The sequence below is a fragment of the Paenarthrobacter sp. 10N417 genome (assembly GCF_056394745.1).
This window is the reverse complement of record NZ_JBFTIL010000020.1, coordinates 10,822-29,562: the sequence shown is the minus strand read 5'-3', so window position 1 is coordinate 29,562 and position 18,741 is coordinate 10,822. Positions and strand designations below refer to the sequence as shown.

Below are 18,741 nucleotides of genomic sequence, written 5' to 3'. Positions count from 1 at the left end.
TTGCCGTCGATGATCTTGGCCGTTCCATCGATGGTGAGATTGCCTTCGCCGTTGATATGGAAACCTGCAGGCGGCGTTCCTGCTTCGTGTCTGCCCTGCTTCTCACCAACCGGGGTGGCTGCCTGAATCGCAGAGGCGACGCCGGTCGGTTTCCACAACAGTTTGTAGCTGTTGCCTGCCGTGACAAAAGATGACCAGGATGGCAACGATGACGCCAGCTGTGGTGAAGATCCCGGCCAGCAATGCTGTGACCGCAGCAACCACCACGTAGAAGCAGAACGCTACGATGGACTGCCGACGAGGAGACCAGCGGGACTGTTGAATGACAGCGATCACCAGCGGGCGAACGAACCCTGCGACAAGCAGCCCGTCATGGCTCTGGTCTACAGGTACCACCCGGACTACGAGAGCGCGTGGGAGATCTAGTCCGTGACCGACATCGCCGAGTTCCTCAGAGCCTGCATCACCGAAGACGGGGAGAACATCCGCAACGCCGAATCGCTGGGCGTGCCCATCGGACACGTCCTGCAGAACCGACTCTTGAAGGAATGTGAAGATAAGCGCGCCATCGTGAGGCTACACCGGTTCGAGGACCCTTGGGACAAGGTCTGCGCGACGTGCACCGACCAGGGAAACGTGCATCTTGGACTAGGGCGGCCTGCGGCCAAATGGCCGTGCCCGACGCTGAGGGCCATGGCATCGGTCTATTCCCGCTATCCCGGCTACGACGCGGAGTGGCGCGCGTAGGCTGATTTGCATGTGTAACGGAAGTGGCTTTGCACTAGCCATTAGTAAAACGACAACGTGTCGTAGGAGAGATCAAGGCCCCGGCAGGATTCATTCCTGCCGGGGCCTTTTTGTCTGCCCGGTCACATACGTTGGAAGTTCTAACCGAGGGGAGTTGGGTGATGGTTGATGAGATCCGATCAGAAACGGTGGATGGTCCTGGGGGGCTGCCAGCTGCGCCCCGTCAGGGGGCAGGGGCAGTGCCAAGTTGGCACCGTCGTGGACAGCGTGATGATTACGGGGGCGAGGTATGGGAAATCAACTGGCCGGACGGCAGCATGGACCTCTGGTTTCACGCTCCAAAAAGCTAATGGCAACCAAAATGGCAACCAAGCCCAACACTTGGCGGCCAACCAGTTAAACGCAAACACCCTCGGTTCCCTTGCAAACAAAGGGAACCGAGGGCCTTTTCGTCAGTGCCCCAAGTGGGACTCGAACCCACAACACGCGGATTTTAAGTCCGCTGCCTCTGCCAATTGGGCTATTGGGGCGCCCGCACCATGGTATCCCAGCTAGACGGGCATCCCAGCTACACGCGCTCGAATGGCGCCGCGTAGCGAAAGGTGCCGTAGACGCCGTCGGGCCATGCTGGCAGGGGCAGCAGCTGGAAGTGATCTCCCCAGGAAGCCTCTGGCGGTTCCACCCCCAAGGAGGTGGCTGGCACGAAGCCAAAGCGCGGGTAGTAGAGGGGGCTGCCCAACAAAGCTATGGCCGGCTCCCCTGCCGCCGTGGCGCGCGCGGCGGACTCACGCATGAGGGCCGAGCCGACGCCGCGTCGCTGAAACTGGGGAAGGACGCCGATGGGACCCAACCCCACAAGTTCCAGGTCGCCGATCCAGCCGCGGGTGCTGATGGCGTGGCCAACGATGTCCCCGCCGATCTCAGCTACGATGCTCAACTCTGGAATGTACTCATCGCACTCGAAGAGCTGCTGCAGCAAACCAACTTCCAGGGGAGTCCCCTCAGCCGGCTGACCGGTCATCGGAGAAATAGAGAAGGCGCGTGCCGTCAGTTCCAGGATTTCAGGGCGGTCTTCTGGCCGCTCAGTCCGCAGTACCACCCCTCGGGCCAGCAAACGCAACACATTCAGCGCGCGGTCGGCGTCCGCTACGGGGACCAGCAAGTGGTCATGGTGAAAGCCGGCGAGGACGTTGCAGCTGATGCCTGCATGCGTCAATGCCGCGCTCACGGCTGCGGTCAGCCCTACCGCTTCCAACGCGGAATGGATCTGCAGCGTGATCCAGGCGGCCACGAAATCGTAGGAAAGGCCAAGCCTGTCCGCCTCACCCCGTCGCAGGACCACAGTCAAACCCTCGGCCTCCCGGACGGCGGCCTCGATGTCGCCTTCCAGCGGCTTGCCATGCGGCCAGAGGGCGTACACGTGGTCACCCTCCCTGATGACAGGATGCAGTGACGCCAGAAGGGTCTTCAGATCAGTTTCGCCGGGCATGGCTACAGCTTAAACGACGACGACGGCCACACCCCTTAGGGGAGCAGCCGTCGTCGGACGTGTACTACTTGGCGTCAGCCGATACCGGAGTCTTGTCCTCGGCAGGCTTTTCCGCAACAACAGGTGCGGGGGCAGGTGCAGCAGCCGGCTTGGGGGCCGGGGTGGCAGCTGCAACGAAAGCGCCACGCGGGTTGTCCAGGTCAATCAGCTGCGTGGTGTCGCGGCCAGCGAAGAAGGCCAGGATCCAGCCGAAGATCACGCGGAACTTACGCTCAACCGTGGGCATCGCCATGCCGTGGTAGCCACGGTGTGCCAGCCAGGCGAGGCCGCCCTTGAGGCCGATGCGGCCCAGCAGGTTGATGTTGGCAACGCCCTTCCACTCGCCGAAGCCGGCCACGGCACCAAGGTTCTTGTGCTTGTAGTCGTGAAGCGGCTTGTCCCAGCGGGAAGCCCAGAGGTTCTTTGCGAGCTTCTTTGCCTGGCGGAGCGCGTGCTGGGCGTTCGGGACGCAAGTACCGTCCGGCAGGCCCTTGCCCGTGAGGTCCGGAACAGCGGCGATATCGCCGGCTGCCCAAGCGTTCTCCACTATGCCTTCGTCGCCGGCAATACGGAGGTCCGGGAGGACGCGGACACGGCCGCGCGGTTCCAGCGGGAAGTCGGTGGAGCGGATCATCGGGTTGGCCTGCACACCGGCAGCCCACACGAGCGTGTCAGCCTCAACTTCACCGGCGGACGTCTTGTCCGGGAGGTTGATCAGCTTGAGGTTGCCCTCTGCGCTGTCCAGGGAGGTGTTAAGGAGGACCTCGATATCGCGGCTGCGCAGGTGCTCTACGACCCACTCTGCCTGGGATGCGGTGACCTCGGGCATGATGCGGCCCATGGCCTCAACGAGGATGAAGCGGACCTCTTCCTGGCGGACACGCGGGTTGTTCTTGACCGCGGCGCGGGCGAGGTCTTCCATTTCGGTGAGGCATTCGATGCCGGCAAAACCGCCACCGACAACCACGAAGGTGAGGGCCTTGGCGCGCTCTGCGGCGTCCGTCATGATGGAAGCGGCTTCAATGCGCTCCAGCACCTTGTTGCGAAGCGCTACGGCTTCCTCGATGGTCTTCAGGCCGATGCCCTTGTCAGCGAGGCCCTTGATCGGGAAGGTGCGCGTGATGGCACCAGCTGCGATGACGACGTCGAAGTACGGAATCTCGAAGGGAGCTTCACCATTGGCAGGCGCCACAACCGCGGTGCGGTTTGCGTGGTCGATGCTGGTGACGCGGCCCTGGATGAGTTCGGTCTGCTTGAGGTGCTGACGGTGGGAGACGACGGCGTGGCGTGCCTCGATGTTGCCTCCAGCGACCTCAGGGAGGAACGGCTGGTAAGTCATGTAGGGCAGTGGATCTACGACGGTGACGATGCCACCTGCATTCGCGATCTTCTTCTGCAATTTAAGGGCTACGTACAGGCCGACGTAGCCGCCGCCGACGACGAGAACCCGGGGACGGTCAATGAGCTCTGGGGTGGTTGCCATGAAACCAGAGTACAGCACTTTGTGAAAATCTTCACTAGCTACTTCCGGGTGGGTGGATCCACCCCTTCCAGCGTTCCCGTTTCGGCCTCTTCCCCTGTAGACGAAGGCCGCCGCGCTACCCTTCGCAGCTGAATGGATGCGCCCACAAGGATCACCGCGAAGATGCCGCCGAAGCCGAGTACGACGGCGGCCGGAAGCGCGTCGTCCACGTGCGCCGGAGTGGCGGCAACTGGAACAGTCGGATCTGCCAAGGTAGGTGGCGCGCTGGTAGGACTGGCCACGGGCGCCTGGGACGGGGTGCTGAAGTCGCCCCGCCGGTGGACACGAATCCAATCCGCGATCGAACCGAGCGGGTTGGTGCTTGTGGTCTCTACCTCATCCTTTAGAGCTGCCTCTGCGTTGAGCACACCGTAGCCGTAAAGCGGGTCCTTGCCAGGGGCGCCGGCGTCCTTGGCCGTGCTCACAATCCTGTTGATGACCTGCTTTGCACTCATCTCCGGCCACTTGGACCTGATGAGTGCCGCCACGCCGGAAACAATGGGCGCGGACCCGGAAGTTCCAGCCCATTCGGCGTATCCGCCTCCGGGCATCCCGCCAAGGAGGTTTTCTGCCGGTGCTGCAACGCCGATGCTGATCCCCTGCGAGGAGGAGTCGACGCTGGCCCGGCCATCGCCGTCGAGCCCTGCCACGGTGAGCACACCGGGGATGGTGGCGGGAGCTCCGACTTGAACGTTGCCACCCACCCGGTTGCCCGCGGCGGCGACGATCACCACATCCTTTTGCTCGGCATACAGGAAGGCCGCATCCCAACTTTGCGGCCAGACCGGCGAGGTGCTGCCCAGGGAAATATTGATGACCTTTGCTCCATTGTCCACGGCCCAGCGCACCGCATCGGGAATCTGCTCCTGGTCCGTCTTGCCTCCGGGGTTCGGTGAACCCAGCCAGGTGGACACCGCCAGGATCTCAGCTTCAGGCGCGACGCCGACAATTCCGTCCGGTCCCCCAGCGGGAGGAACGGTGGGCGAGGCTGAGGGCGAAGGGGAAGCTGTGGGCGTGGTGTGTCCGCGCCCGGCCAGCATGGTGGCCACGAGTGTCCCGTGCTCCGTTTTGGCGCCGATGCTCTTCTGTCCGTTGGGCGCGCCAGCTCCGGAAACGTCCGTTCCACCCACCACGACGCCCTTGAGGTCAGGGTGGTTCCCGTCAATGCCGCTATCGATGATGGCTACCTTGACGCCGGCTCCCTTGGAGACCTGCCAGGCATTCGTGATTCCCGATTCCTTGAGCCAGAACTCCTTGTCCCGCCAGGCGTCCGCCATCGCTGCCGGCGCAGTCAACAGTGCACCGGCCAGCGCTCCCCCGGCCAGCATCGTGGCCAGGGCAGCAGAAAGCAGGCGGTGGCATCGCAGGGTCATGCGGAGTCCCGGATACTCAGGGCAATCCCATCCAGGATGTCGTGTTCGCTTGAAATGGCACCGCTGATGGCGCCGTTGCCCACGGCGGCAAGCCTTTCCAGGATGCGCCGCCACACCAGGGCTCCAGCCCCAATGACGTCCACGCGGCCTGGATGCATGTAGGGAAGAACCGCCCGTTCGTCGCGGGTCATTTCCAGCAGGCTGGTGCACGCATCGCTGATGGTTTCAATGTCCAGGTAGGCACCGTGGATCCGGTCAGGCTGGTACTCGCTCAGGCCCAGGGCGTGCGCAGTGATGGTGGTGATGGAACCCGCAACGCCAACCACGGCTGTGGCACGGTCCAGCGGAACGGTCTGCGCGGCAAGGTCAAGTGCGGCGTCGACGTCGGCCTCTGCTGCTGCAATCTGCGCCGCAGTAGGCGGGTCGCTGCGAAGGTGGCGTTCCGTCAGCCGAACACAGCCGATGTCCACAGAACGCGCGGCAATCACGCCGCTGGCGTCGCCGAGGACGAATTCGGTGCTGCCGCCACCAAGGTCAACCACCAGCACCGCGTCATCGCCGGTAACGGGCAAAACGCTGCTTGCACCTGCGAAGGACAGCGCAGCTTCCTCATCACCCGAGATAACTTCAGGCTCCACGCCAAGAAGCTCCCGGATTCCATCAACGAAAACCTGGCGGTTCCGGGCGTCGCGGGTGGCCGAGGTGGCGGCAAAGCGCACGCGCGCGGCACCGTGTTCACGGATAAGTCCTGCATAGTCCGCTGTGGCTGAGAAGGTGCGTTCCAAGGCCTCGGGAGCAAGTTCTCCGGTAGCATCCACACCTTGTCCCAGCCGCACCACGCGCATTTCACGCACGACGTCGGTCAGCGGCCCGGGCGCCCCGTCCGCCGAGGCGTCGGCAATGAGGAGGCGGATGGAGTTGGTTCCGCAGTCAATGGCGGCGACGCGGCTCATGCGTCCTCCACCAATTCGCTGCCGGACTCGGCCTTGGGCTTACGGACCGGCGCCGGGCGACCCACGATGTCAGGCAGACCTTGAGGACCGTGACGGCTCAGATCCCTGGAAGGAGCCTCGCCTGCAGTGTCCCAGGCGCCATCGCAGTAGCAACGGTCCTTGGTCCACCACTCTGCGATGGCGTCCAACGCTTCATCACCCAGCGGGTTGACCCCGGGACCAGCAGCCAGGGAGTGTCCAACCAGGACGTGCAAGCACTTGACGCGGGTGGGCATGCCGCCAGCGGAGATCCCATCGATTTCCGGCACGGCCCCCGTCCCGGAGCGTCCAGCGATCTCGTTGCGTGCCTGCAGGTAGGCCTCGTGGGCGCCGTGATACGCCACCGCAAGTTCCTGATCCGCAGTGAGCCTGTCATTCATCTCGTTCATCAACCCGCCCGCTTCCAGCCGCGACACCGCGGACGTAATGACCGGGTGGGTCAGGTAGAACGTGGTGGGAAACGGAGTCCCGTTGCTGAGCCGGGGCGCAGTGGCCGCGACGAGCGGATTCCCGCATACACAGCGCGCGGGAATCTCCACGACGTCCCGCACCGGCCTGCCGAGCTGGCGGCTAAGGACATCGAGATCGTGTGCTGATGGCTGGCGGGATTCCTGCGGCACGGCTGCCGTGTTCTCTTCCACTTGCGCTGCCAACCTTCCTGCCCTTTTGGCCATGTCCCAGTAGGACACGACGGCGGCGGGCACCGCGTCTAGTCTGTTGCCGATCGTCTGATTGACTCCCAGAGCGCATCCACCCAGGGCAGGTTTGCCGGGTTCGCGGATGATCCGGAGCCGGTGCGGCCCCCAGGGGTACCGGCGGCTTCTTCCCCGCCAAATACCCAGTAACCCGTTTCACCCGGCATAACCATGTTAATGCGGTCGCGGGCCTGCTGTTTCACGTAGTTGGGATCCTGCCACCGCGAAAGCTGCTTGTTCAGCTCCGCTTGCTCTGCCTGCTTGCTGGCGATCTCGGCCTCCAGGGCGGAGATTTCAGCCCGCTTCTCCAGGAAAATCCGGACCGTGGGCGCAAGCATGATGGTGATGGCAATCATGACCACGGCCAGCGCCAGCATCCTGCCCGAGAACGCCTTCGCCGGTACGGGATCGAGGTCCTGGGCTTCACGGGTGCTGTTGCCGGAGGGTTTGTCCGAAGCTTTCGTGGACGAAGCTTTCGTGGACGAAGCTTTCATGGACGCGGCGGGGCTGGTCTTGGTTGCCGGGCTCCTGGTGCTCGCTGGGCTCTTGGTGGTGCCCGCAGTCTTGGGACTGCTTGCGGTCCTGGTGCTGGCTGCCGTCTTGGCACTGCCGGAGGGTTTGGGAGCCGTGGGCTTCCTGGTGGCCGGTGCCGGCGTCGAAGATTCCGCAGAGCTGCGGGAGGCACCGAACTCAGCCGCAATGACCTCTCCGCCGGCCGAGGCTGCGCTGTTGGGCCTGCCTGCAGCATTTGGCCTGCCTGCGCCGACAGTGTCTGCGCTGTTTGGCCTTCCGAGGGCATCGGCCCTGGGAACCTTTGGACGACGGGTGGCCATGACACTCCTGTAATGCCCGGTGCTTGCCTGGCGGGTTGCTGCGCTTGCCCTGCGCGTAACGTACGTGTGCGGGACTTGCGTAGGTCCTGCTGTGCCCGCGGTTCCGCAGGCAAGCGTTAAACAGAACCGGTGGCTATGGTCTTTCCACCATAGCCACCGGTCAGCTGTTTTCGCGGAATGCTAGCCCTTGAAACGCGGGAACGCGCTGCGGCCGGCGTAGCGTGCGGCGTCGTCGAGTTCTTCTTCGATGCGCAGGAGCTGGTTGTACTTGGCGACGCGCTCGGAGCGGGCCGGGGCACCGGTCTTGATCTGGCCCGCGTTGGTAGCAACGGCGATGTCAGCAATGGTGGTGTCCTCGGTTTCGCCGGAGCGGTGCGAGGTGATGGTGGTGTAACCGGAACGCTGGGCCAGGGAAACGGCGTCCAGGGTCTCGGTCAGGGAACCGATCTGGTTGACCTTGACCAGGAGGGAGTTGGCCGTGGCGGCGCTGATTCCCTGCTGTAGGCGGACCGGGTTGGTGACGAAGAGGTCATCGCCAACCAGCTGGACCTTGTCACCGATGGCGTCGGTGAGGGTCTTCCAGCCTTCCCAGTCGTTCTCGTCCAGCGGGTCTTCAATGGAGACCAGCGGGTAGTCGGCAACGAGCTCGGCGTAGTAGGCGCTCATTTCCGCGGCGGTCAGTGCCTTGCCTTCGAACTGGTAAGCACCGTCCTTGTAGAACTCGGAGGATGCGACGTCCAGGGCAAGGGCGATGTCCGTACCCGGGGTGTAGCCGGCGTTCTTGATGGCTTCCTGGATCAGGTCCAGTGCTGCGCGGTTGGAGGGCAGGTTGGGAGCGAAGCCACCCTCGTCACCGAGGCCCGTGGAGAGGCCCTTTTCCTGGAGGACAGCCTTGAGGTTGTGGTAGACCTCAACGCCCCAGCGCAGGCCTTCGGAGAAGGTCTCGGCACCGATCGGGGCGATCATGAATTCCTGGATGTCAACATCGGAGTCGGCGTGCGAGCCACCGTTGAGGATGTTCATCAGCGGAACCGGCAGGACGTGTGCGTTCGGGCCACCGAGGTACTTGTACAGCGGCAGGTCCGAGGAAGCAGCAGCTGCGTTGGCAACGGCCAGGGAAACACCCAGGATGGCGTTGGCGCCGAGCTTGCTCTTGTTCGGGGTGCCGTCGAGGTCGATCATGGCCTGGTCGATGCTGCGCTGGTCCGTTGCGTCGAAACCAATGAGTGCCGGCGAGATCTCGTCGATGACCGCGTCAACGGCCTTCTGGACACCCTTGCCGAGGTAACGGCCTTTGTCGCCGTCGCGGAGTTCAACAGCTTCGTGCTCGCCGGTGGAGGCGCCGGAGGGAACTGCTGCGCGGCCGATCTGGCCGTCGGAAAGCAGGACCTCAACTTCTACGGTCGGGTTTCCGCGGGAATCAAGGATTTCGCGGGCGTGGATGGCATCGATAAGCGCCATGGATGTGCTCCTTATGGGCAAATTACAGGAATGTGGAGGGAAATTCTCAACGTCCTCGTCGCTACTAGCGTAGTCGAGAGTGGCTTAGGTTACGGAACGGGTTCAAACTCCTCACGTCATGAAGGCTGGGCCTTCCCGTTCTGAAACGATCGAACTGCTGCGCGGAGGGCACGCTCGGCGTCGAGCCCTTGCTCCCGCGCACTGGCAACGGCGGCGAGCAACAGCTCACCGAGCGCCTCTTCCGAGTCTGGAATTGCAGGAAGCCCGACGGCGGTTGCCTGGCTTTGGGCGTCGATCGACAGACCCGCACGGGCAGCACGGTCCAGGGACTTTTGCGCCCCTGCCAAAGCAGGCAGGTGCGGTGGAATTCCCTCGAACGGATCGGCACGCCCGCCCTTCTCGGCACGCTTCACGGCATCCCATTTCAGGACGATTTCCTCGACCGTCGCCGGGAACGTGGCCTGCAGTGAACCGTCCGGCTTGAAGACGTGCGGATTGCGGCGGACCATCTTCGCGTTGATGCCGCGGGCTACGGCATCAAAATCAAAGCTGCCACGCTCCTCGGCAAGCCGGGCGTGAAGCACCACTTGAAGCAGTACGTCGCCCAGCTCGCCGCGAAGCTCCTCGTCCCTGGCAGGCGAATCCCCGGCCTCGATCGAGTCCACAACTTCATAGGCTTCCTCGATCAAGTACTCCACCAGGGACTCATGGGTCAGCGCACCCATCCAAGGGCAGTGCTCCCGCAATGAGGCGATAGTCCGGATCAGCTCCGTAATCCCGGTCCCCGACTCGTTAGCCGAGGTTGGCGTAGGCATCGTTGATGTACTCGACCAAAGCTTCACGCTCGTCCAGCGGCAGGAAGGCGGCCTCTGCGGCGTTGAGCGTCAGTTCGAGCAAATCATCGAGGTCGTAGTCGAAGGTTTCCACCAGCAGCTCAAACTCGTCCGTCAGGGTGACACCGCTCATGAGCCTGTTGTCCGTGTTGATGGTGACGTTGAACCCGAGCTGGAAAAGCATGTCCAACGGGTGGCTCTCGATGCCTTCGCCGAAGCTGGAGATAGCGCCGGTCTGGAGGTTCGATGACGGGCAGATTTCCAGTGCAATTCCGCGGTCGCGAACCCAAGCGGCCACGCCGCCGAGGGTCACCATGCCGATGGTGTCCTCGCCGTCGTCGTCGGAGTTGTCTTCAAACTCGACCGTGATGTCCTCGGCAATACGCACCCCATGCCCAAGCCGCAGAGCGCGTCCGTCCACGAGCGCCGACTGGATGCTGTCCAGGCCTGCGGCCTCACCGGCGTGGACCGTGGCCGGGAAGTTGTTCTCGGCAAGGTACGTGAACGCGTCCTTGAAGCGGGAGGGCAGGAAGCCGTCCTCGGCGCCTGCGATGTCGAAGCCCACAGCGCCGTTGGCGCGGTGTCGAACAGCGAGCTCCGCGATTTCCTGGCCGCGGTCGGCGTGGCGCATCGCAGTGATGAGTTGCCCTACCTGGATCTGCTGGCCGCGTTCTTCCGCCGCGTCCACGCCGGCTTCGAGGCCATCCTGGACCGCTTCCACTACTTCATCCAGGGTCAGGCCCTTCTGCAGGTGCTGCTCGGGGGCCCACCGGACTTCACCGTAAACGACCCCGTCCTCGGCAAGGTCTTCCACGAATTCCTTGGCGACCCGGAACAGGCCTTCCTTGGTCTGCATCACAGCAACCGTGTGGTCGAACGTTTCCAGGTAGCGCACCAGCGAACCGGAATCGGCGGATTCGCGGAACCATTCGCCCAGGGCAACCGGATCAGTGGAGGGCAGCGTGTGGCCGACGGCCTGCGCCAGTTCGATGATGGTTGCAGGCCGCAGTCCTCCGTCCAAATGGTCGTGGAGGGAAACCTTGGGAAGGCTCTTCAAATCGAAGTCGAGGGCAGGGGCAGCGTCAACAATGGGCTCAGTCACGTACTAAGAGTAATCCCCACCGCCGCCATGGACTCGACTCGCGGCGCGGTGGGCGCCCGGGATCCGGGAACTTAGCCAGCAGGCTTGGAGAGGTCGACGCCGGCAACTGCCTTCTGGGTCAACTCCTGGGGGTCCGGCGTTGGCGCCTTCGCAGTTGTAGCGGCAGCAGCGGCCTGATCCTTCTTAGCCAAATCCTTCTTAGCCAGATCCTTCTTTTCCAGGTGCTTGTGCCACCAGCGAAGGACGTGGTCCACAACAATGCCCAGGATCACCGCGAACGCCACGGCAATGCCTACGCCAAGCAGCGGGTTGTTGTGCACCCATTGGCCAGCGAGAAGGCCGATGCCGATGGAGTAGCAAACCCAGGTGACGCAGGCGAAGGCATCCAAGAAGAAGAATGTCCTGTGGCGGAAACCCGTCTGGCCGGCAACGTAGTTAACAGCCACACGTCCCCAGGGAATGTAGCGGGCAGTAAAGATCAGGACTGCCCCACGTTTGTCGAGCTCATACTGAGCCCACGCGAACATCTTCTGGACCTTGGGGCGGCGCATCCACTTCCAGCGCGTCAAACCGATCTTGCGGCCCAGCATGTACGCCATATTGTCACCGGCCATTGCACCAACCAAGGCCGTGGCTCCCAGAATCCAAAGGTTCGGCTGACCGTTGTGAAGGGACAGCGCCGAGAGCCCAACAATGGCTGTTTCACTGGGAAGAATGGTGGCAAATCCGTCAATGAAGAAAAAGACGAGGAGTACCGGGTAAATCCAAGGCTGCCCGGCTGCATGCTCGAGCATTTGGTTCAAAAACTCCACGCGGCGGTAGCTCCTAGGCGAATATGACTTGACACTGTGACAGAAGTCGCTCTTAGTGTCCCACGGCCGGGACGTCGTTCGCTACGTCCCAGCCTCGGGATCACCCACTTAACGCTACGCGTGGAGTACTCGTTCCGTCGTCAACCGCCGGGCTGATCTCCCGGCGTCGTTCATGTCATACCGTGGGTGGAGGCGGCGCTTCTTCCTCAGCAATACTCGTGGCGTCTTCGACGTTGCTGCGGTCCAGCGGCGCCGATCCCCTGACCTTGCTGATGATGCGGTCAATGATGATGCCCAGAATCACAGCCACAACAATGGCAATCACTGCGCCCAACAGGTGGTTGTGCTCGAACCAGACCCCAAAGAAGTACCCCAGGACCACCGAATAGCTTGCCCACAGGATGGCCGATATTGCAGTGAGTCCAACAAAGCGGCGGTGATGGAAGTGCGTGGCACCGGCCGTGAGGTTCACTGCCACCCGGCCGATGGGAATGAAGCGCGCCACCATGATGAGCGAGGCTGACCGCCGTCGGAGTTCCTTACCGGCCCAGCGGAAGGCTCCTTGCATGCGCTGCGTACGCATCCAACGCCAACGCTGGATCCCGATACGGTGCCCTATCAGGTAAGCAATGTTGTCGCCTGAGAAAGCGCCGATTGCAGCCATGACCCCGAGCAGCCACACGTTGGGTGAGCCTGCGCCGCCGGAGACAGCACTCAAGCCCACCACGACGGATTCGCTGGGGATTGGTGGGAAGAAACCGTCGATCAGGCAGCAGGCCAACACAAGGAACAACACCCACGGCTGCTCGGCCGCGGCCAGGATGAAATCGTTGATGGCCTGCACGGGATCTAAGCCTAGGCGATCCTGTCGATGATCAGCTGATGGGCCGGTCGTGAGCCCTCAGGTGCAATCACCACGGCGTCCTGCAACGCTTCCTTGGCCCGCTCAAACTTCTCAGGAGTATCGGTCAGGAGCGTCATCAATGGTTCGCCGGCCCTGACCAGCGCGCCCGGTTTGGCATGAAGCCGCACACCGGCTCCGGCCTGGACTTTGTCCTCCTTGCGGGCGCGGCCAGCTCCGAGGCGCCACGCGGCAACGCCGACGGACAGGGCATCCAGTTCAACCAGGACGCCATCAGCCGGGGCGTAGACAACCTCGGATTCTCTGGCCACCGGCAACGCGGCGCGCGGATTGCCACCCTGCGCTTCGATCATCCGGTTCCAGACGTCCATGGCGCGCCCATCCTTGAGAGCAGCGGCGGGGTCGGCATCGTGAATGCCGGCACCGGCCAACATCTCCTCGGCCAAGCGGACAGTCAGTTCGACCACGTCTTCCGGACCACCGCCCGCAAGGACCTCCACAGACTCCTCCACCTCGATCGCATTACCGGCTGTCAGGCCCAGGGGCGTGGACATATCTGTCATCAAAGCCACCGTGTGAACGCCCGCGTCCTTACCCAAGGCCACCATGGTCTCCGCCAACTCACGAGCCCGAGCCTCATCCTTCATGAAGGCGCCGGAACCCACCTTTACGTCCAGTACCAACGATCCGGTGCCTTCTGCGATCTTCTTACTCATGATCGAGGAAGCAATCAACGGGATCGCTTCAACCGTTCCCGTGACGTCACGCAATGCATAGAGCTTCTTGTCAGCCGGTGCCAGACCGGATCCGGCAGCGCAAATGACCGCTCCGACGTCCTGGAGTTGGGCCATGATTTCCTCATTACTCAGGTTCGCGCGCCATCCGGGGATTGCTTCGAGCTTGTCCAAAGTGCCGCCGGTGTGGCCGAGCCCGCGGCCGGACAGCTGCGGCACTGCCACGCCAAAGACCGCCACCAGCGGGGCCAACGGGAGGGTGATCTTATCCCCCACCCCGCCGGTGGAGTGTTTGTCGCTGGTAGGCTTCCGGCCGCCGTCGGGCGTTRTCAGCGAGGAAAAGTCCATCCGCTCCCCGGAGGCGATCATCGCCGAAGTCCACTGTGAGATTTCCTCGCGGTTCATGCCGTTGAGCAGGATGGCCATATTCAGCGCCGCCATCTGCTCCTCGGCGATCACACCCCGCGTATAGGCGTCAATGGTCCAATCGATCTGTTCCGGAGTGAGCGTGCCTTTGTCGCGTTTGATGGAGATGATCTGAACGGCGTCGAAAGCTTCAGGGCTTCTCACGTGGTTTCCTCCAGGTTTTCGGGACCAAAGGCGTCAGGCAGCACTTGGTCCATGGATTTGATTCCCTGCGTTGTCATGAGCTGCATTCCGGGTGCCCGGAACTCGTAGAGCAGCTGACGGCAGCGCCCGCAGGGCATGAGGACGTTTCCCAGGCTATCGACGCAGTAGAAAGCCGCGATCCGGCCCCCACCGGTCATGTGGAGCTGCCCCACCAAGGCGCATTCAGCGCAGAGGGTCAGGCCGTAGCTGGCGTTCTCCACGTTGCAGCCACTAATGATTCTGCCGTCCTCGGTGAGGGCCGCAGCCCCCACCGGGAACTTGGAGTACGGGGCATAGGCCCGTTCCATGGCCTGTACAGCAGCTTCTTCCAGGGCCTGCCAATCGACGTCATCCGAAGGCATGCGTCAACCTTTCACGTACGGTATGCCGCTCGCGGCAGGTGGCCGTGACCTGCCCACCAAACCAGCGACGGCGAAGATGGTTACCAGGTACGGCAGCATGGCCATGAACTGGCTTGGCACCGGGGTACCAATGATGCCCAGAATCGATTGCAGGTTGTACGCAAAGCCGAACAGCAGCGAGGCGAGGAAGGCACCGATCGGGTTCCACCGTCCAAAGATCAAGGCAGCGAGGGCGATGAAGCCACGGCCACCGGAGATTTCCTTGGTGAAGGAGTCGATGGTCACCAGCGTGAACACGGCACCACCGATACCGGCGATCGCACCGCCCAGCGTCACGTTCCAGAAGCGGGTGGCATTGACGTTGATGCCCAGGGTGTCCGCAGCCTGTGGATGCTCGCCGACAGCGCGGACGCGCAGGCCCCAACGCGTCTTGAACAGGCCGAACCAGACTACGGCTACAGCCACATACATGAGGTAGCCGGCAATGGACTGCTTGAACAGGATGGGCCCGATGATGGGAATGTCCGAAAGGAATGGAATCGGCAGGATATCCAGGCGGCCAGGGGTGTTGAACTGCTCCTTGTTGGTCACCATGACTGTGCCAAACAGGAAGCCGGTGAGACCGGAGACCAGCACATTGAGCACAACGCCCACAATGATCTGGTTGACGAGGTATTTGATGCTGAAGACCGCGAGGACCATGGACACGACGGCGCCGGCGGCTGCGGCAGCAATCAATCCGACATAGGGGCTGCCGGTCACCGTTGCCACCAAGGCTGCGGTGAAAGCTCCGCCCAGCAACTGGCCTTCAATGGCAATGTTCACCACGCCCACCCGCTCGCACAGGACGCCGGAAAGGGAGCCAAAAACCAAGGGAACAGCCAAGGTAACCGAACCCGCAATGAGGCCGGCAAGGGAGATGGACGGCTGCCGTGCGCCGGCAACAATCCACACCAGCAAGGCGAAGACGAAGACCACCGCGAAGGCGATCGGCAGCCACTTCGGGGATCGCTCACCCCGTGTCCACAAGTAGATCGAGTAAGCGGCCATGGCCAGGAGCACGATGGCCAGGACGATGCCACCTACCTGGCCTGGAATCGCCAGCGCTGGGACGGCAAAGGCGTCGCCGGGATCGCTGATCTTCATTTCTGCTGTCTGGTCCGGACCCAAGAGACCGAAGAACACGAGGGCAATGAGTGCCAGGACGCCAAGCGAAACCGGGACCTTCAAGGATGGCCGCAGCCCGGGTAATGCTGTTGCTCCCGCTAGGGGCGCGGTGGATGTTGCGCTCACTTGGCACCTCCGGTGGCGTTGGCAAGGGCAGCTTTCCGAGCGGCCTTCGGCGTCTTGTTCTTCTTTTTGGGCTCAAGCCGGAAAACCGACCTGATCAGTGGCGGCGCCGCGATGAACAGGACGATCAGGGACTGGACCACCAGCACGATGTCGATCGGCGTTCCCGTTTGGATCTGCATCTGAACTGCGCCGGCCCGGAAAGCACCGAAGAGCAGGCCCGCGAAGAACGTTCCCCATGGAGTGCTTCGGCCAAGCAGTGCAACAGTGATGGAGTCGAAGCCAATCTGGGCTGCAACACCGCCCGTCAATACCTTTTCGGTGCCGGCCACCTGGGCAACGCCACCGAAGGCAGCGAGGGCACCGGCAAAAGCCATCACCAGGATGGTGGCGCGGGGTACCTTGACGCCCGCCGTGCGCGCAGCCACTGGGTTGGCACCAACTGCGCGGAACTCAAAGCCAATGGTGGAGCGGTTCAGCATCCACCACACGCCGTATGTCAGCAGGACGGCCACCAGGAAACCCAGATGGAGCCGGGAGCCTGGAATGAGCACAGGGTAAGTGGCAGTCTCATCCAGCCGGGGTGAGATAGGGCTGTTGTCCCCCGGGCGCCGGAAGGCCGCGGTGTTCAGGAGGAAGTCCAAAAGGAACAACGCGACGTAGTTCAGCATGATCGTCACGATGACCTCGTGCGCGCCTGTCCGGGCTTTGAGGATACCAACTATCGCACCCCAGGCAGCGCCGCCGAGGACGCCCATGATGATGACCAGCAGCAGGTGGAGCCCGAATGGCAAGTGCCAGGTGAAACCAACATAGGCAGCCAGCGTTGCGCTGATGATGATCTGGCCTTGGGCGCCGATGTTGAACAGGCCGGCGCGGAAGGCCAAGGCAACGCCGAGGCCTGCACAGATCAGTGGCGTGGCCACCGTCATTGTTTCAAGCAGGGGCATGAAACCTTCGCGGGGGTTGAACACCGAGCCCTGGAACAACGCGACGTAGCTCTTGGTCATGGCATTCCACAGCGCCAGCAGGAAATCGCTGGGCCGCGCGAAGAAATAACCCGCGCTCTCGGAAACCTTCTTGTCCGTGCTGGCAATGAGCAAACCGCCCAGGAACAGCGCCACGATAACCGCCAGAACGGACACGAAGCCGTTGCCCATGACGATCCTGCGCATCGTGCTGGCTTGCCGGTGACCGGTGTCCCCACTCTGAGAGGACACGGGAACGATGGACGGTTCCAAGGTGCCGCCAGCGGTGTCCAGCGCGACGTCCGCCGCACGTACTTCCGAGGCAGATTCCTCGGGGGTCTGGTCCTTGCTGGGAGTCTGGTCCTTACTGGGGGTCTGGTCCTTACTCGTCATGGGAGCCTCCTTCCGGGCCGACGCCAGCCATCATCAGGCCGAGGGTGTCACGGGGAGTTCCGGCAGGGACAATGCCCACCAGTTTCCCCTTGTAAAGCACGGCGATCCTGTCCGCGAGTTCGATCACTTCATCGAGTTCCGTGGAAATGATCATCACGGGTGTTCCAACGTCCCGCTCCGCAACTATGCGCTTATGCAGGAACTCGATGGAGCCAACATCCACGCCGCGCGTGGGCTGGCTTGCGATGAACAGCCGCAACGGCCTGGACAACTCGCGGGCCATAACCACCTTTTGCTGGTTGCCACCGGAGAGGGTTCCTGCCGCAGCTCCCGCCGACGGCGTCCTGATATCGAACTCCTGGATCTTGGCTTCGGCATTTTCTGCCACTTTGGCGGGCTTCATGCTGATGCCGCTAGCGAACGGTGCTTGGTCGTAAAGGTCCAGCACCAGGTTCTCGGCAACGGAAAAGGGGCCTACCAGCCCGTCCACTGTGCGGTCTTCCGGGACAAAGCCGACGCCGGAGCGCAGCACGTCCTTGACCGGCAGGCCCAGGAGCTGCCTGCCGTCCAGCGTCACGGATCCCGTGACGTGCGGCTGGATACCGAGGATGGCTTCCGTAAGTTCCGTCTGGCCGTTGCCTTGGACACCCGCGACGGCGAGGATCTCACCTTGGGCRATGTCGAAGCTGATGCCGTCCACCACGTTGGTTCCATTGGGGGCGCGGACTGTCAGGTCCTTCACAACGAAGGTTGTTTCCTTTGGCTGGGCTGCGGCTTTGTCCAAGGTCAGGCTCACGGGGCGGCCCACCATCATGGAGGCAAGTTCCGTGGCCGAGGCCGTGGGTGGAGCATCGCCTACTACTTTGCCGCGGCGGATTACCGTGATGACGTCGGAGACGGCCTTCACTTCGCGAAGCTTGTGCGAAATGAACACGACCGATGTGCCGGCCGCCTTGAGCTGGCGCATGATGTCCAGCAACTCATCCGTTTCCTGCGGCGTCAGGACTGCCGTTGGTTCGTCCAGGATGAGCACCTTGGCCTCCCGGACCAACGCCTTGATGATCTCGACGCGTTGCTGGACGCCCACGGGGAGGTCCTCCACCAGGGCGTCGGGATCGACGTCGAAGCCGTACTTCTTTGAAATGTCCCGGATTTTCTTCCGGGTTTCATCAATGCTGAGGACGCCGCCAAAGGACGTTGGCTCTGCACCGAGGGCCACGTTTTCGGCGACAGTGAAGACGGGAACCAGCATGAAATGCTGGTGGACCATGCCAATACCGGCGGCCATGGCGTCGCCCGGGCCCCGGAAGTTGACCGTCTTGTCGTCAACGAGGATTTGTCCGGCCGTCGGTTCATAGAGTCCGTACAGCACGTTCATGAGGGTTGATTTTCCGGCGCCATTTTCGCCGAGGAGGCAATGGATCTGGCCGGATTCGACCACGAGGTCGATGTCTTGGTTGGCGTAGAAGGTCCCGAAAGCTTTCGAGATCCCCTTCAATTCGAGTTTCACAACTCCCACCGTTCTTTGAGTCCGAGGGACGGCTGTACTGCTCAAAGCCATTGGCTTTGAGCAGAAGCCTATTCTTGCGAGGGCCAGCAAGATAGGCGCTGCGGCCCGCAATATA

Annotated in this window: 18 protein-coding genes and 1 tRNA gene; 1 reads left to right on the top strand and 18 read right to left on the bottom strand. The window is 62.7% G+C overall.

Going from position 1 to position 18,741, the window contains the following annotated elements; genetic code table 11:
* Window positions 1-102: 102 nt before the first annotated feature.
* A complete protein-coding gene (locus tag AC1DCM_RS20710; RefSeq protein WP_477519529.1) occupies window positions 103-396 on the bottom strand; it encodes a hypothetical protein in 294 nt (97 codons plus the stop codon).
* Window positions 397-429: 33 nt separating this feature from the next.
* Between AC1DCM_RS20710 and AC1DCM_RS20705 the strand changes: the two genes are divergently transcribed.
* Window positions 430-747, top strand: coding sequence for a DUF6221 family protein (locus AC1DCM_RS20705; protein ID WP_477519528.1), 318 nt, complete (start codon window positions 430-432; stop codon window positions 745-747).
* A gap of 456 nt (window positions 748-1,203) precedes the next feature.
* On the opposite strand, the gene AC1DCM_RS20700 is transcribed toward AC1DCM_RS20705, so the two are convergent.
* From AC1DCM_RS20700 to AC1DCM_RS20620, 17 genes are all read right to left on the bottom strand, one after another.
* Window positions 1,204-1,277, bottom strand: a tRNA-Leu gene (locus AC1DCM_RS20700).
* 38 nt (window positions 1,278-1,315) lie between these two features.
* Window positions 1,316-2,236, bottom strand: coding sequence for an N-acetyltransferase (locus AC1DCM_RS20695; protein WP_477519527.1), 921 nt, complete (start codon window positions 2,234-2,236; stop codon window positions 1,316-1,318).
* A gap of 64 nt (window positions 2,237-2,300) precedes the next feature.
* Complete coding sequence (locus tag AC1DCM_RS20690; RefSeq protein ID WP_477519526.1) at window positions 2,301-3,758, bottom strand: NAD(P)/FAD-dependent oxidoreductase; 1,458 nt, start codon at window positions 3,756-3,758, stop codon at window positions 2,301-2,303.
* 38 nt (window positions 3,759-3,796) lie between these two features.
* A complete protein-coding gene (locus AC1DCM_RS20685) occupies window positions 3,797-5,170 on the bottom strand; it encodes a S8 family serine peptidase (RefSeq protein ID WP_477519525.1) in 1,374 nt (457 codons plus the stop codon).
* Entirely contained in the window at window positions 5,167-6,123 is a 957-nt protein-coding gene (locus tag AC1DCM_RS20680; protein WP_477519524.1) for a Ppx/GppA phosphatase family protein, read from the bottom strand. The genes AC1DCM_RS20685 and AC1DCM_RS20680 overlap by 4 nt, the downstream gene beginning before the upstream one ends.
* Window positions 6,120-6,803: a DUF501 domain-containing protein gene (locus AC1DCM_RS20675; RefSeq protein ID WP_477519523.1), complete on the bottom strand. Its 684-nt coding sequence runs from the start codon at window positions 6,801-6,803 to the stop codon at window positions 6,120-6,122. The genes AC1DCM_RS20680 and AC1DCM_RS20675 overlap by 4 nt, the downstream gene beginning before the upstream one ends.
* A gap of 68 nt (window positions 6,804-6,871) precedes the next feature.
* Window positions 6,872-7,690 (bottom strand): FtsB family cell division protein, encoded by an 819-nt coding sequence (locus AC1DCM_RS20670; RefSeq protein ID WP_477519522.1) that lies wholly within the window; start codon window positions 7,688-7,690, stop codon window positions 6,872-6,874.
* Window positions 7,691-7,870: 180 nt separating this feature from the next.
* The gene (eno, locus tag AC1DCM_RS20665; protein WP_477519521.1) at window positions 7,871-9,151 is read right to left on the bottom strand and encodes a phosphopyruvate hydratase; all 1,281 of its coding nucleotides are present in this window, start codon (window positions 9,149-9,151) and stop codon (window positions 7,871-7,873) included.
* A 116-nt stretch (window positions 9,152-9,267) separates the two neighbouring features.
* Complete coding sequence (locus AC1DCM_RS20660) at window positions 9,268-9,966, bottom strand: MazG nucleotide pyrophosphohydrolase domain-containing protein (protein ID WP_477519520.1); 699 nt, start codon at window positions 9,964-9,966, stop codon at window positions 9,268-9,270.
* A complete protein-coding gene (locus AC1DCM_RS20655) occupies window positions 9,944-11,086 on the bottom strand; it encodes an adenosine deaminase (protein WP_442016721.1) in 1,143 nt (380 codons plus the stop codon). The genes AC1DCM_RS20660 and AC1DCM_RS20655 overlap by 23 nt, the downstream gene beginning before the upstream one ends.
* 71 nt (window positions 11,087-11,157) lie before the next feature.
* The gene (locus AC1DCM_RS20650) at window positions 11,158-11,880 is read right to left on the bottom strand and encodes a DedA family protein (RefSeq protein WP_477519572.1); all 723 of its coding nucleotides are present in this window, start codon (window positions 11,878-11,880) and stop codon (window positions 11,158-11,160) included.
* Window positions 11,881-12,073: 193 nt separating this feature from the next.
* Complete coding sequence (locus AC1DCM_RS20645; protein WP_477519519.1) at window positions 12,074-12,742, bottom strand: DedA family protein; 669 nt, start codon at window positions 12,740-12,742, stop codon at window positions 12,074-12,076.
* 11 nt (window positions 12,743-12,753) lie between these two features.
* A complete protein-coding gene (locus AC1DCM_RS20640) occupies window positions 12,754-14,064 on the bottom strand; it encodes a thymidine phosphorylase (protein WP_477519518.1) in 1,311 nt (436 codons plus the stop codon).
* Window positions 14,061-14,465, bottom strand: a complete 405-nt coding sequence (locus AC1DCM_RS20635; RefSeq protein WP_442002632.1) for a cytidine deaminase — start codon at window positions 14,463-14,465, stop codon at window positions 14,061-14,063. Before AC1DCM_RS20635 ends, AC1DCM_RS20640 begins: the two co-directional genes overlap by 4 nt.
* A 3-nt stretch (window positions 14,466-14,468) precedes the next feature.
* On the bottom strand, window positions 14,469-15,758 hold the full coding sequence (locus AC1DCM_RS20630) for an ABC transporter permease (protein ID WP_477519517.1): 1,290 nt from the start codon (window positions 15,756-15,758) through the stop codon (window positions 14,469-14,471).
* A complete protein-coding gene (locus AC1DCM_RS20625; RefSeq protein ID WP_477519516.1) occupies window positions 15,755-17,116 on the bottom strand; it encodes an ABC transporter permease in 1,362 nt (453 codons plus the stop codon). Before AC1DCM_RS20625 ends, AC1DCM_RS20630 begins: the two co-directional genes overlap by 4 nt.
* Window positions 17,106-18,626 carry an ABC transporter ATP-binding protein gene (locus AC1DCM_RS20620; protein ID WP_477519515.1) on the bottom strand — a complete coding sequence of 507 codons (1,521 nt, stop codon included), beginning with the start codon at window positions 18,624-18,626 and terminating at the stop codon, window positions 17,106-17,108. The genes AC1DCM_RS20625 and AC1DCM_RS20620 overlap by 11 nt, the downstream gene beginning before the upstream one ends.
* Window positions 18,627-18,741: the final 115 nt, after the last annotated feature.